14 protein-coding genes are annotated in these 14,378 nt (G+C 45.1%); 10 read left to right on the forward strand and 4 right to left on the reverse strand.

The annotated features are described in order from the left end of the window. Nucleotides 1–25: 25 nt before the first annotated feature. Nucleotides 26–2,068, reverse strand: coding sequence for a S9 family peptidase (locus ABU165_RS24925; RefSeq protein ID WP_318061068.1), 2,043 nt, complete (start codon nt 2,066–2,068; stop codon nt 26–28). Between the two features lie 307 nt (nt 2,069–2,375). Here ABU165_RS24925 and ABU165_RS24930 point away from each other — a divergent pair, with 307 nt between their 5' ends. The 9 genes from ABU165_RS24930 to ABU165_RS24970 all read left to right on the forward strand — a co-directional run bounded on the left by ABU165_RS24930 (nt 2,376) and on the right by ABU165_RS24970 (nt 10,381). Beyond that, nucleotides 2,376–3,074: a hypothetical protein gene (locus ABU165_RS24930; RefSeq protein WP_180827394.1), complete on the forward strand. Its 699-nt coding sequence runs from the start codon at nt 2,376–2,378 to the stop codon at nt 3,072–3,074. Nucleotides 3,075–3,275: 201 nt separating this feature from the next. Next, complete coding sequence (locus tag ABU165_RS24935; protein WP_180827395.1) at nt 3,276–4,007, forward strand: plasmid pRiA4b ORF-3 family protein; 732 nt, start codon at nt 3,276–3,278, stop codon at nt 4,005–4,007. Between the two features lie 194 nt (nt 4,008–4,201). Beyond that, nucleotides 4,202–4,936, forward strand: a complete 735-nt coding sequence (locus tag ABU165_RS24940) for a transposase (RefSeq protein ID WP_318061069.1) — start codon at nt 4,202–4,204, stop codon at nt 4,934–4,936. Nucleotides 4,937–5,164: 228 nt separating this feature from the next. Beyond that, entirely contained in the window at nt 5,165–6,121 is a 957-nt protein-coding gene (locus ABU165_RS24945) for an ABC transporter permease (protein WP_009792008.1), read from the forward strand. Continuing rightward, on the forward strand, nt 6,108–7,064 hold the full coding sequence (locus ABU165_RS24950) for an iron chelate uptake ABC transporter family permease subunit (protein ID WP_311224944.1): 957 nt from the start codon (nt 6,108–6,110) through the stop codon (nt 7,062–7,064). Before ABU165_RS24945 ends, ABU165_RS24950 begins: the two co-directional genes overlap by 14 nt. Continuing rightward, nucleotides 7,061–7,828: an iron ABC transporter ATP-binding protein gene (locus ABU165_RS24955; protein ID WP_318061070.1), complete on the forward strand. Its 768-nt coding sequence runs from the start codon at nt 7,061–7,063 to the stop codon at nt 7,826–7,828. Before ABU165_RS24950 ends, ABU165_RS24955 begins: the two co-directional genes overlap by 4 nt. A 196-nt stretch (nt 7,829–8,024) precedes the next feature. Then, entirely contained in the window at nt 8,025–9,053 is a 1,029-nt protein-coding gene (locus ABU165_RS24960) for a siderophore ABC transporter substrate-binding protein (RefSeq protein ID WP_306009706.1), read from the forward strand. 277 nt (nt 9,054–9,330) lie between these two features. Continuing rightward, on the forward strand, nt 9,331–9,966 hold the full coding sequence (locus ABU165_RS24965; RefSeq protein ID WP_311224941.1) for an O-methyltransferase: 636 nt from the start codon (nt 9,331–9,333) through the stop codon (nt 9,964–9,966). Between the two features lie 82 nt (nt 9,967–10,048). Further along, complete coding sequence (locus ABU165_RS24970) at nt 10,049–10,381, forward strand: antibiotic biosynthesis monooxygenase family protein (RefSeq protein WP_311224940.1); 333 nt, start codon at nt 10,049–10,051, stop codon at nt 10,379–10,381. An 80-nt stretch (nt 10,382–10,461) separates the two neighbouring features. Here ABU165_RS24970 and ABU165_RS24975 read toward each other — a convergent pair whose 3' ends face one another. Continuing rightward, nucleotides 10,462–11,106, reverse strand: coding sequence for a GGDEF domain-containing protein (locus tag ABU165_RS24975; RefSeq protein WP_311225847.1), 645 nt, complete (start codon nt 11,104–11,106; stop codon nt 10,462–10,464). Nucleotides 11,107–11,349: 243 nt separating this feature from the next. On the opposite strand from ABU165_RS24975, the gene ABU165_RS24980 reads away from it, so the two are divergent. Then, nucleotides 11,350–11,952: a hypothetical protein gene (locus tag ABU165_RS24980; protein ID WP_311225846.1), complete on the forward strand. Its 603-nt coding sequence runs from the start codon at nt 11,350–11,352 to the stop codon at nt 11,950–11,952. A gap of 61 nt (nt 11,953–12,013) precedes the next feature. Here the strand turns inward: ABU165_RS24980 and ABU165_RS24985 are convergent, their stop codons facing one another. After that, nucleotides 12,014–12,874 (reverse strand): RNA polymerase sigma-70 factor, encoded by an 861-nt coding sequence (locus ABU165_RS24985; protein ID WP_129614166.1) that lies wholly within the window; start codon nt 12,872–12,874, stop codon nt 12,014–12,016. Further along, nucleotides 12,864–14,150 carry a phytoene desaturase family protein gene (locus ABU165_RS24990; protein ID WP_318061071.1) on the reverse strand — a complete coding sequence of 429 codons (1,287 nt, stop codon included), beginning with the start codon at nt 14,148–14,150 and terminating at the stop codon, nt 12,864–12,866. Before ABU165_RS24990 ends, ABU165_RS24985 begins: the two co-directional genes overlap by 11 nt. Nucleotides 14,151–14,378 lie beyond the last annotated feature (228 nt).

Here is a 14,378-nt window from a genome sequence, read left to right on the forward strand (position 1 = left end):
AGATTTTGAGCCACAGGACCTGTCCCTATGGCCTAATCTTATCCAAAATAAACGCATAACAAGCCGCGGTTTCCTTGAGATGGTTGAAACGTCCTGAAGCGCCGAAGTGGCCGGCCCCCATGTTGGTTTTAAGCACGAGAGTATTTTCATCCGTTTTCAAAGTTCTTAGGCGTGCCGCCCATTTGGCGGGTTCCCAGTAGGCAACCCGAGGATCGTTCAAACCGGTTGTAATATACATGTGCGGGTAGTTCTTGACTTCAACATTGTCATAAGGGCTGTAAGATTTCATATAGAAATAGTCTTCTTTATTTTCTGGATTGCCCCATTCATCCCATTCCAGGGTGGTGAGGGGAATGGTTGCATCGAGCATGGTTGTGACGACGTCGACGAATGGAACTGCCGGCACGGCCACCTGGAACAGATCACCGGCCATATTGGCCACTGCGCCGACGAGCAAGCCGCCCGCACTGCCGCCATAGGCTGCCGTTTGGCTTGAGGATGTGTAGCCCTTTTCAATAAGAAATTTCCCCGCAGCAATGAAGTCGGTGAAGGTGTTCCGCTTGTTCTGCATCTTTCCGTCTTCATACCAATTCCGTCCCATCTCGGATCCGCCGCGCACTTGTGCCGTGACATAGATGACCCCTTTTTCCAGCAGCGGCAGACGATACGGATCAAAACGAGGATCGCTGTTTGCTCCATAAGATCCATATGCATACAGAATCAACGGTGCAGGTCCATTATCCAGCGCACCTTCCTGATAGACGACGTTTAGAGGGACTTGGACTCCATCCTCGGCAGACGCCCACAGCTGTTCCTGCTGGAAGAGGGACGGATCATATTCACCGCTGACAGGCGCAACTTGCAAACAATTCCTCTCGCCCGTAAGAAGATTCAGCCCGTAAGTTGTTTTTGGCGTAACCAAGGATTCAAATTGGAGAAGTGCCTCTGCTGTTTCGTAGCTTTGACCGGGCAAAACGGATACGGTAAAGAGGGGTTCATCCCATTCTATTCGAGCCATCTCACCATCGTGCAGTACCCAAATTTGCGTCAGTCCGTTCTCCCGGCCAAAAAGAAGCAGCGTATCCTGATATGGGTACATAGCTTGAAGATAACGATCCTCGCTATGCCCGACAACCTTCATCCGTGCAGAAAGGTCATCAGCCGGGCAGCGAAGCAGCTGGAAGTTCAGCGCATCCTCATTTGTCAGTATGAGCAGGTCATCCTCCCAATGCTCGACACTATACTCTATCCCTTCCCGGCGCTCATCTACTAGCTGTAAAGGAGTCAACGGAGAAGCTGAATCCAACAGGCGAACCTCGCTCGTCGTTTTTGACCTGGAATGTGCAAAAATATATTTCCCGCTCTGCGATTTTGACACATACAAAGAGAATGTTATGTCTTTTTCTTCATATAACAGTTCATCACTGCTGTTTTCACTTCCAAGGCGATGCCTCCAAAGCTGGTATGGCCGCTGACTTTCATCAACCGTTATGTAGAAAATATACTCCCCGCACTCACTCAGCTCCATGCTGCCATGTATAAATACATTCGGTACTTTGTCCGGAAGAAGCTCACCTGTCTCCAGATCTTTTACATAAATGGTATACCGGTCAGTGCCATCACGGTTCTCCAAATAAGCCAGTCGGTTATGATCTGTGCTTATACGCTGCAGTGTTACACTTAAATAATCACCCTCAGCGGCTAAATTGTTCAGGTCCAGTATGACTTCCTCTGCCGCTTCCGGCAGCTGCTCGCGGTTTGCTGCCTTCTTGCGTGCATAAATCGGATACTGCTTGTCCTTGTCCAAAAAAGAATAGTAGAAGTACGGTCCATGCTGCACAGGCACCTTCACTTCTGAATCAGGAACACGGTCAACCATGCTTTGGTAAAGCTGTTCAGTCTGTTCCTCCAACGGACGCATGATCTCGTCGTAATATCGATTTTCTTCCTCGAGATAAGTTATGACCTCCGGATTGTTGCGGTCCCTCAGCCAATAATAATCATCTTCGCGGACATCCCCATGCAGGTTGTGGGGGTGTGGGATGCGTTTAGCAATAGGTGGTTTCATTGGGATTCTCCTTTCGTTGTTGGTAATAGTTTCGAGGTATTGGGGAGGAAATCCTCTTTTTGAGCGGAGGGCGGTTTTGGGCCGAGGGGGCGGGTACCTTGGCTCTTTTTTGAGGCTGGGCCAGGGGAACTGTCCCTGCGGCTTATCTTTATGGTATAATTTGGATGTATTTTAAGGAGGGAAGATAGTGTGAGAATAGAATTATTAAAGTTTTTCTTAATTTCAGGTTCAGAGAATAGTAGCAGGCTAAAACTTGTTTATAAGTATCCTTTGAAAGCAAATGAAAAAGCTTATTTACGTGGGCGCTATGACTCAAGCAACTAAAGGAAGTAAATATCATTTTCAAACATACGTAAATAAGTATAGTGGGGTATTAAATCAAGATATATTCTCTCATTCTCCTTCGTTATTGGCATATACGCATGGTGAAAGAATAATAAACTGGAAATCTCCTCTTGCTCATGAAAGTTACAAAGAATACCAAGATGACTTTTTACAGCTATATTACGATGATGAAGATGAGTGTAAAAAATCAAAACAGTTTATACGGGACCACTGGGCGAAAAACGGGCCAGTTTGGGATGGTATAGGACTAGTCAGTGGTATCACCAAAAAAGGGTTAATTTTGGTGGAAGCAAAATCACATCTCCGTGAAACTCACTCCAAGATCAAAGCTACTTCTGCAAAAAGTATCTCTCAAATTACAGAAACAATTGCTCTTACCCAAGCACAATTCGGTTCCTCTGCATTTATAACTCCTTGGCTGAACGAATACTATCAATTAGCGAATCGATTTGCATATTTATATCTCCTTAACCAAGAACTGCACATTCCAACATGGTTGATACTTGTGCAATTTATAGATGATTTTACTCACATTAAAACATCTAAAGAACAGTGGATTGCGCATTATCAAAAAGTTTTCCACACTTTGGGAATAAGTCACCATGCTCCAATGCTGTCCCAAATTATTTTATTGTATCTTCCTGCCATACCAAGAAATTGATTAAAGCCGAGAGCAAAAGGGAGCCAGGGGGACAGACCCCTTGGCTCTTTTAAGACTGAACCACTTGACCTGTCCCTATGGCTCCGCTTTATTGGGTATAATAAAGAAAACACTGTTTGTTTCGGCTACTCATAATTTCAGAATGAGCCACTTGACCTGTCCCCCTGGCTCACCACCCAATAGTATGGAGGCGAATATAACTTGAAATCATATATTCTAAGAATAGAATTAGAAGGGTCAAACCCATTAATATGGAGAAGAGTCGTCATGCCAGCCGGAGCGACGTATAAGAGGCTTCATGATGTCATCCAGAATGTGACCAATTTTCGAAGTGGTTATCCTTATGACGGTTATCATCTTTTTGAGTTTGACCTGATTGAGGACCAGAGGATTGTTACAGATAATGAAGAAGCTTATCTTGAGCATCAGCATTTTAAGAAAAACAAGGCCATGTATGCAGAGCGGCTTAAATCAATGCCGGTAGAAATGTTGGATTTTGAGAAGAATTATCAGGAAAGATTGAAGATTGAAGTGCGCAAGCCTAGCGGTTTAAAAATCGATGATTATCTGGAAAAATATAAGGAAATCAAATATTCCTATGATTTTGGTGACGGCTGGCGTTTTAACGTGAAGCTTGAGCAGACTGTCGATGACTACTACTTTGGTTTTCCAACCCTGCTTGATGGAGCAGAAACAGCACCCCCTGAAGATGTGGGCGGGCTGCCTGGATTCTATGAATTTCTAGAAGTTTATCAGGATGAGAAGCATCCTGAACATGAGGACATGAAAGTTTGGGCAGAAACGATGTATTTTCGGGAATATGATCCTGATTCCCTTAATAGTAGACTAAAAGGGCTTCATTATAAGAAAACTGAGTGGGATAAGATTAACCACGAAAGATATGAAGTTATTGAGGATAAGTATCGGAAGTGAGCCAGGGGGACAGACCCCTTGGCTCTTTTTGAAATGGGCCAAGGGACCTGACCCCCTGGCCCACCCCCGTGCAGGAGTTTTCATCTCCTGGTCGAATAGGTATTATGAAAGCCAGGGACTGCATGGCTGGATGGCTGGTCCCTGCGGCTAAAGAATGGAGGTGCCAAATGCCTAGACAGGCAAGGAAGAAGAGTATGACCGGAATATATCACGTCATGTTAAGGGGGATCAATAAGCAGACGATTTTTGAAGATGATGAAGACAGGAGGCGATTTATTTATACGGTATTGAAGTATAAGAAGAAATATGATTTCGATCTTTTTGCTTACTGCCTTATGGATAACCACGTTCACCTGCTTCTGAAAGAAAAAGAAATAACTTTATCAGATATAATCAAAAACCTCAGCTCAAGCTATGTTTATTGGTATAACACTAAATATGATCGCAGCGGCCATCTATTTCAAGGCCGGTTCCGAAGTGAAAATGTTGAAACCACACCTTATTTCCTCAAAGTAATCCGCTATATTCACCAAAATCCTCTGAAAGCTGGTCTGGCCAGGAATGCATTCTCCAGTAAGTGGACAAGTATCCATGAATATACTTCTCCATCAAGCCCATTAAACACCGCGGCTGCCCTTAAATTATTCTCCCAAAACAAAGACGAATCCATAACCTTATTCAAAGAATATATGAATGCACTAAACCAAGATGAATGCCTGGAGGATAACCCGCGTTCACGCAAAACAGATGAACAACTGATCAGCTATATACGAGAAATCGGAATTCATCATACCAGTATGCTGCAGCAAATGAATAAACCTCAGCGAAATACGATCTTAAGAGAATTAAGAAAACTAGAAGGAGTCTCGGACCGGCAATTATCGAGAGTTACGGGGGTATCGAGAAGCATTATTCAGAGATTAGGCTGAGCCGCAGGGACAGGTCCCGTGGCTCATTTGGAAAAGTGGGCCAAGGGACCTGACCCCTTGGCTCAGCCCAAAACGAGCCAAGGGCCTGACCCCCTGGCCCAACACCCCCCGCCAAATTCCCCTTTGATTTTTCCCAATCCTTGTCATATAATAAAAACTAACTAAGGATGATAATCATTATCAACTGAAATGACTGTTTATAGAGACAGAGAATTAAGAGGATTAGCTATGAAACTATGGGTTTTGGCAATTGCAGCTTTTGTGTTGTCTGGTGTGTCGCTTTTTATTGGGGCGATTGATATTGGGATAGGTGATTTGCTTGATTGGGAGTCGGATGAGGCGCAGATTTTCCTGATCAGCCGGGTGCCGCGTTTGATGGCGATTATTCTGGCTGGGGCGGGGATGAGTATTGCGGGTTTGATTATGCAGTCTTTGAGCCGGAATAAGTTTGTGTCGCCGACGACGGCTGGTACGCTGGATGCAGCGAAGCTGGGGATTTTGATTTCGATGCTGTTTTTTACGAATGTGACGTATACGCAGCAGGTGCTGTTCAGCTTTGCGTTTGCTTTGGCGGGGACATTTGTTTTCATGCAGATTCTCGATCGGGTGAAGTTCAAGGATGTTATTTTTGTGCCGCTGATCGGGATTATGTATGGGAATATTTTATCCTCGATCACGACGTTTTTTGCTTATGAGGCAGATCTTCTCCAGAATATTTCTTCCTGGCTGATGGGGAGCTTCACGTTAGTGATTTCCGGCCGGTATGAGCTTTTATACATAAGTGTTCCAGCGGTGATCCTGGCGTATATTTACGCAAATAAATTCACGGTGGCAGGAATGGGCGAGGATTTTGCGAAGAATCTGGGCTTGAGCTATAAGGTTGTGCTGAACCTGGGGCTGATCCTGGTTGCCATCATTTCCACTACTGTCGTGCTGACAGTCGGTGTTATTCCGTTCCTTGGGCTGATTGTGCCGAATATCGTTTCGCTTTATCTGGGCGATAATTTGCGCAAATCCATTCCGCATACCGCTTTATTGGGGATTGTGTTCCTGCTCATTTGCGATATCATCGGGCGGATTGTGATCCATCCATACGAGATTCCGGTCAATGTAACAGTGGCAGTCATCGGCAGTGCGATCTTCTTAATTATGCTGTTTAGGGGGAGAGCATATGCGAAAAAATAGTACGAAACTGATATTCCTTGCCGTGCTGGCCATTGTTAGTATATTATTCTATGCTTTTTACGATATTAAAGGCGGCTTCGACTACGCCTTCCCAAGGCGGATGATGAAAATAGCTGCCATGGTGATAACCGGAACCGCGATTGCTTATTCGACCGTCGTGTTCCAGACGATCACCCATAACCGCATCCTGACGCCTTCGATGATGGGGATTGGCTCCATGTATGAAGTGGTGCAGACCCTGATCTACTTTTTCGGCGGATCGATGTCTGTCTGGGTGCTGAATAAATATTTGAATTTCGGGACAGCGATTTTTGCGATGGTCCTGTTTGCGCTCCTGCTTTACCGCTTCTTATTCAGGGCTGATAAGTATCCTATTTATCTGCTATTGCTGATCGGGATGATCATCGGGACGCTGCTCGGCAGCCTTGTGACCTTCTTGCAGGTTATCATCGATCCGGTCGAATATTTGAGTCTTCAAAGCCGCTTGTTTGCGACTTTTACCAATGTGAAATCTGATTTATTAATGATTGCGGCCGGCATCCTGTTTGTGGCGTTCATTTACGGGTTCCGCATCATGGGGCAGCTGGATGTGATGTCGCTTGGACGCGACAATGCGATGAATCTTGGGATCAACTATGACCGTATGGTAATGAATATCCTGATCCTGTCGTCCGTGCTGATTGCCACTTCGACCGCATTGGTGGGGCCGATTACGTTCTTTGGCCTGATTGTGGCAAATCTATCTTATCAATACCTGGTTACCTATAAGCACTCTGTTTTGATATTGGGAGCCAGCCTGATCAGTATTATTGCCCTGGTCGGCGGGCAGTTCCTTGTGGAACATATTTTTGAACTGCGCACCACATTAAGTGTGATTATCAATTTTGTCGGCGGTATTTACTTCATTTACTTATTATTAAAAGAAAGTAGGTCAGCAGGATGATAGAAATCAAAGGACTTTCAAAGCATTTTGGCAAAAAGCCTGTTGTGGAGGATGTGTCAGTCACGATCGAGCCGGGGACAATTACATCGTTCATCGGTCCGAACGGTGCTGGTAAATCGACGCTTCTTTCGATGGTAAGCCGTCTATTGGATTCAGATACAGGTGAAGTTCTGCTGGATAAAAATAATATTAAAAAATGGAAGTCAAATGGGTTCGCCAAACGCGTATCCATTTTGAAGCAGTCCAATTATATCAATGTCCGCTTAACCGTGCGCGAGCTGGTTTCGTTTGGCCGCTACCCGTATTCAAAAGGCCGCTTGACAGCAGAGGATGAAAAGCTTGTGGAGCAGGCGCTGGAATATATGAATCTGATGGAGATGCAGGATCAGTTTCTGGATGAACTGTCAGGCGGGCAGAAGCAGCGTGCGTTCATTGCCATGGTCATTGCGCAGGATACGGATTATATTTTGCTTGATGAGCCGCTCAATAACCTTGATATGAAGCACTCTGTCCAGATTATGAAAATTTTGCGCAGGCTGGTCGATGAGCTTGGAAAAACGGTTGTCATTGTGCTGCATGATATTAATTTTGCGTCTGTGTATTCGGACCGCATTGTCGCTTTGAAGAATGGGAAGCTTTTGAAAAACGGGAAGACCCATGAGATTATTAACTCTGACGCTTTGCGGGAAATTTACGATATGGACATTCCTATTCAGGAGCAGAATGGATGCCGTATCTGTGTTTATTTTAATTCACATGCTTGAAAAATTTGTGGGCAGTCTCTGCAAAATAGTCTACTAGAAGGCTGTTTTGCGGCGATTGTCTTTTTTTTACAAAAAATCAAAATTATTTATAAATCTAGTTGACTTTGAGATTTGCCGGCTCTATAATGAGAATTGTTATCAGTGATAATGATTATCATCATCAAATACCAAATACATAGCAAGGGGAGAACGACAGATGAAAAAATGGAAAATCGCGAGTGCACTACTAGCAGCTTCACTTATGCTTGCAGCATGTGGATCCGATGAGGAAGCCTCAGGGGAAAAAGAAGTTAAGCCTGCAGCTGAGCAAACTTCCGGGGCAGCAGCTGAGCAGAATGGTGCTTACCCGATGACGGTATCTCCGACGGTGGCTTCTGTCGAAGGGGAAGAGGGCGCTGAACCGTATAGCTTTGAAGATATAACATTTGAAAAAATGCCGGAAAACATCGTTGTCTTTGATTACGGTTTCCTGGATACATTGGATGCACTCGGCGTTGAAGGAATCACAGGGGTTGCAAAAGACTCTTCCTTGCCGGATCAGCTTGAAAAATATACTTCTGACGAATATACAAGCGTGGGCAGTTTAAAAGAGCCGCTACTTGAAGATGTTGCCGAGCTTGACCCGGACGTCATTTTCATCTCAGGACGCCAGTCACCATTCTATGAAGAGCTTAGCGAAATTGCACCGGTCGTATTTGTTGGAACTTCACAGGAAGACTATTGGGGCACATTCCAGTCATCTGTTGACCTGGCAGCGAAAATGTTTGGAAAAGAAACTGAAGCAGAAGAATATATGGCGAAGATCGATACAGCTTTAGAGGAAGTCAAAACGCTGTCTGGAAACTATGAAACATCATTAGTGACCATGTATAACGAAGGGAAATTGTCCGGCTTTGCTACAAACTCCCGTTACGGCTACATCTATGATCAATATGGCTTCAAGCCGGTAACAGAAGATATCGAAGCTTCATCCCACGGATCAAACTTCGGTTTCGAAGCACTACTGGAATTTGATCCGCAGGTTTTATTCGTAATCGACCGCACAGCAGCCGTTGGCGGCGACTCCAACATCAAAGCCGATATGGAAAATGCCATCATCAAGAAAACAGAAGCCTACAAAAACAAGAAAATCGTATACCTCGACGGCCCGCTTTGGTACCTGAGCGGCGGCGGACTCCAGTCCGAACTTTCAAAGATCGAGGAAGTATTGGCTGAGTTGAAATAAAAGTGAGCCAAGGGGTCGGTTCCCTTGGCTCTTTTTTGAGACAGGGCCAGGGTGGCGGGTTCGTTGGCTCTTTTTTGAAGCTGGGCCAGGGGGTAGGGTCTGTTGGCACTTTTTGAAGCTGGGCCAGGGGGTCGGGTTCGTTGGCACTTTTTGAAGCTGGGCCAGGGGGTCGGGTTCGTTGGCTCTTTTTGAGACTGGGCCAGGGGGACGGTTCTGTTGGCTCTTTTTGAGAATGTGCCGCGGGACCTGTCCCTATGGCACATAGGGGAGTGATTTCATGAAGAAGATAAATGATTATATTGATTCGGTGTTCTATAAGGAGGATGCACTGCTGGAGGAAGTTCTTTCATCCATCGTGGAAAATGGGATGCGGTCTATCTCTGTTTCGCCATCCACAGGAAAGCTGCTGACGATGCTGGTCTCGATTTCAGGTGCTAAAAATGTACTGGAGATCGGAGCGCTTGGAGGGTACAGCGGAATCTGCCTTGCCAGGGGATCTGGCAGCGAAGGAAGATTGACTTCACTTGAACTGGTGGAAAGCTATGCAGAATTGGCACATAGGAATCTGGCAAAAGCAGGTTTTGGCGGTCAGGTGTCGTATTTGACTGGACCAGCTTTGGAGAGCCTGGAACGGCTTGTGGGAGAAAATAAGAAATTCGATTTTTTCTTTATTGATGCAGATAAAGAGAATTACGAAAACTATCTGGAGCATTGCATCCTGCTGGCAGAAAAGGGAGCATTGATTGTTTGTGACAATGTACTAGCAAAAGGTACGGTGGCTGATGAGGATAGAGAACCAACACGGCATACTGAATTTATGAAAAAGTTCAATCAAGCTGTTGCAGACCACCCGAGATTGGAATCTGTACTGGTGCCGATTGGGGACGGTCTGACGGTATCTAGGGTGAAGTGAGCCGAGGGGACAGGTACCGTGGCTCATTTTGAAACCGGGCCAAGGGGTCTGTCCCTATGGCTTACTAATTGGAGGGATATAAATGTTTGTACAAATACGCAAATGGACATTGACAGAAGGAAATGCTGATAAGATTCTTGATCGTTTTCAAAAGAAGCCTGGTGAAGGGCCATCTCTGATTGAGCAGCGAGAAGGATTCATTGGCCGTGAGCTAATGGTGAAGAATGCCCGCCGCGGAGAAGAAGAGGTAGTAATGATCATCCGCTGGGAGTCAGAAGAAGCATGGAAAGCATGGGAGAAGAGTCCGGAGCATATTGCGGGGCATAGGAACAAGATTAAAGAGAATGGCGGGAAGCCACCGAAGCCTGAGTATGTAATAGATATGGAGATTGGTAATTATACGGTGGTTGAGTGAATTTGAGCCAAGGGGAGCCAAGGGGACAGACCCCTTGGCTCTTTTTTGAGAATGGGCCAGTGGACCTGTCCCCTTGGCTCCTACAAGGCTTTCTTTGAATTCTTACTGCTGTACATATGGTGGTCCGCAATCTTGATTAATTCAAATAAATTTTTGCTGTCATCTGGATAGAGGGCAGATCCAATAGAAAGTGTAATAGGCATTTTTACTTCCTTAGATAAATCTTTTATTTTCTCTTCGAGTTTTTGCAGAACGGTTTGCATTTCTGTCTCGTCATTGGATTGTCCGATGAGCAGAAATTCGTCACCACCCCAGCGGGCGACGATATCACTTTGTCTTGCTGTTTCAGCAAGTGCTTTGCTGATTTTAGTCAAAATCATATCGCCTGTAAAATGCCCAAAGGTGTCATTAATCACTTTAAAATTATCACAATCAACTATTACTACGAAAAGTTTATTGTTCATTTTTTCTGTTAGGTTAGATAGTTTTTTAAAGTTGCTTAAGATATATCTTCGATTGTATGTCCCTGTCAGTTCATCTTTCTCCGAATAAAATCTCACTTTGTCATACTGTTTGCCAGCCCAATAGCCAAACCAGATTAATAAGGGATATGTATACAAATCCAGAGGCTCTACTTCTCTATCACGGAGATAGTAATAGAGGATATATACGGAGTGAAATAATAACAAACTCAAACTTCCGATGATTTTACCAGTATGCTTCATTATCGCTCACCTTTGTAGTTGAAAAGTTTGTATTTATCATATCATGTGCTCGTAGATATTTGTTATTTCGATATAAAGTTTTTACAATTAAAGAAAGTTTTTCCTTTTATAAAATTCTTTATGGTAAAGTGATATTTATAGAATGAGCCAAGGGGACAGGTCCGTTGGCTCTTTTTGAGACTGGGCCAGGGGGTCTGTCTCGGTGGTTCAAAACGAGGGCTCCGTCCCATATTGAGGTGCCAAATGATTAAGTTAATTAGAAAGATACCAGGATTTGTTTTAAGTCTCGTCTTTGGAATATTACTGGGGGCAATCGCCAAGTATTTAGATACAGTCTCTGTTGATGGGCACTGGGGTAACTATATCCTAAGCTATTCAGGGGATATTTTTACAAGGCCCGGCATTTGGGTATTGATCGGGACCATTTTGGCAGCGTATAGTAAAACATTGTTACGAGCGGCTCTGAATACGTTCCTGTTCTTCATCGGCATGCTGATAAGTTATTATGTGTATTCTGCCTATTTATTCGGCTTTTTTCCAACGAGTTATTTTCTTCTGTGGGGCAGTATAGCCATCGTATCTCCTTTCTTGGCTATGATTGTTTGGATAGCTAAGAATGACCCACGTCTAGCTTTTGTCCTGCCGGCTCTCCCGATGGGACTTTTATTAGGCCTTTCCCTGGGCATTGGCCTATTTTATGTGTATGTATCTTATATAGAAGAATTAATGATGTATATGGTTCTGGGCATCATCTTTTATAAAACAGGTAAGCAAATGGCTATTGTCGTTATTCTTTCATTCGTTGTGGCTATTATTTTCGGCCTGTATAGTCCAATTCAATTTTGAGCCAGGGGGTCTGACCCCCTGGCTCTTTTTGAAGTGAGCCAAGGGGTCTGTCCCCCTGGCTCTATCCCCCCAGCTTCTCCGGATTCATAGTAATATAAATCTCCGCAATACGATCTTCAAAAATCGAAAAGCTTATGGTGCTGTGGATGCGGCCGTTCATGTAGTTGACCATGGCAGGCTGGCCATTGACGGTGGTGAGGGTAAATTGCACTTCATTGGATAAATTGCGTGTAATTCCCTGTAAGAAGGCCAATACCCTCTGGCGGGTCAGAATCGGACGTACGGCTGCTTTGACTTTTCCGCCGCCGTCGGAGTAGAGTGTCACATTTTCTGAGATGAGTTCGAGCAGGTCTTCTGTACGTTCTGTTTGGAATGCGAGGATGAAGCGCTGGATCAATGAGAGGTTCTTTTGATAATCCAGGCTTTCTCCTTCGGCTGCGGCCATTTTCTGTTTGGACCGGCTGAACAGTTTGCGGCAGTTATCTTCCGTTTTTTCAATCATTCTGCTAATCTCCGAATATGAAAAGCCGAACGCCTCCCGCAGCAGCAGGACTGCCCGTTCATGAGGGGTGAGATGCTCCATCATCCGTAAATAGGCGATGCTTAAATACTCCTTTTCCATGAGGATTTCCGACGGATTGGCTCGCTTGTCTCCCGCCGACAGGAGGGGCTCCGGGTTCCAGGGACCGATGTACTGCTCTCTTTTTACCCTCGCAGATCTTAAAAAATCGATGCAGCGGTTTGTCATCATTCTGCATAAATAAGCCTTCTTGTTCTCAACCTCCAGTTCAGGCAGCTGATAAGCCCGAAGGAAGGTTTCTTGGATCAGATCTTCGGTTTCTGAGACGGAGCCGGTCATGCGGTAGCCGAGAGAAAATAATAACGGCTTATACAGCACATAATCTTCATCGCTAATTTGCATGCTTGATCCTCATTTCTTTATCGATCACTTCCAGAGCGGCCTGTTTTCCGCTTTCCGCTGCAGCCTCTGACAATATGAAAGAAGGCGAGGCCCAATCTCCAGCAGCGTAGAGCCCGGGGAGGATGGCGGAGCTGCGGGTAAATAACGATGTGTCATTGACCATTGGCAATCGGCCATTCACCGTTATTTGTGGAAGGCATCTCTTCGTAATGATATATTTCTGCCAGCCAGGCTGTATTACCTCTAAAAAATTCTCCAGATTCCTTTTTTCTTCAGTAGCATCAATGGACTCATCGGGATGATGGTATTTCAGCACATGGAGAATGGTGCTTTCTCCTTTCTTTGACAGCCGGGCATAGTTAGAGTGAACAGAATAATAGTAGGGTGCATCGATTCCCATGGCAAATAAGTTTTCCGGATTGGGAAGCCTGGATAATGCAACATCCAATGCGGCCGCTTTGATGGGTTCAAAGTGATTGAAAGGCAGCTTGGCAGATTCGCCGAGCAGGTCATTCAGTGCTTGAGGGGGGCCGCTATAAATGATGTTACTGCAATAGATCGGTTCCTGATTGGATACTGTGATCTGCCACTGGCCGTTGTCCAAAGCAGTCAGCTGCTTCACATTTGCACTGGTCTGAATCTGTACATGGTTTGTGACGGCTTGGTTGTACAGCTGATCAATAATGGATTGCCACCCATCATCCACATAGATTACCCCGCCCATGCCGATTTGCATGTGGGCCAGCATGACGCGTGCGCTGATTTGCTCAGGAGCATGGGAATAGCTCACAAGACGTCCAAGTGTAAAAAGAAGCTTCTGGATTTTAGGCGTCTGTGTTGTTTCGTCCACGAACTGCTGGAAGGTGAGAATGCTGAATTGGCCTGGCTTCAGCTTCTGAATCCTGCGCAGAATCCCTATCCATTCTATTTTTTCTTTCCAATTTAGAAGCTTTGACTGCAGGACCCCGTTGGGTGAAAAAGGTGCCGCAAAGGAGTGGTGGCAATCCATCAACAAACCGCCTAGTTTAGGGGCACTGCCATTAATCTCTATGCCCAATTCTTTGAGGATGGGTAATGCTCTTCCTTTTTTATAAAGAGCGTGGGGTCCTATATTAAAAAACTGGCCGCTGATGATATCCGTTTTTGCACGCCCCCCGGCAGACTTGGCTTTTTCAAGCAGCAGAGTCTTCATCCCTGCTTTTCCTAAAACAGCTGCTGAAACAAGGCCGGCTAAACCGCCGCCTATGATGACAGCATCCCAATGATTTTGAGTCATAAATATCCCTCCTGTTTTAAATTCATTCTTATGACGGTTGAAGGAGGAGTTTTGTGACTGATGAGCCAAGGGGACAGGTCCCTTGGCTCTTTTTAAAATGGGCCAGAGGACCTGTCCCCTTGGCTCAAAGAAGAGAAAAGAGGATTATTAGGAGGATATTCGATAGAGACCAGCGAAACAGAAAATATGGAGTCATAGGGTGATGGTAAGATGAGCCAGGGGGTCAGA

Source organism: Cytobacillus sp. T106 (assembly GCF_040492155.1).
GTDB lineage: Bacteria > Bacillota > Bacilli > Bacillales > Cytobacillaceae > Bacillus_AB > Bacillus_AB infantis.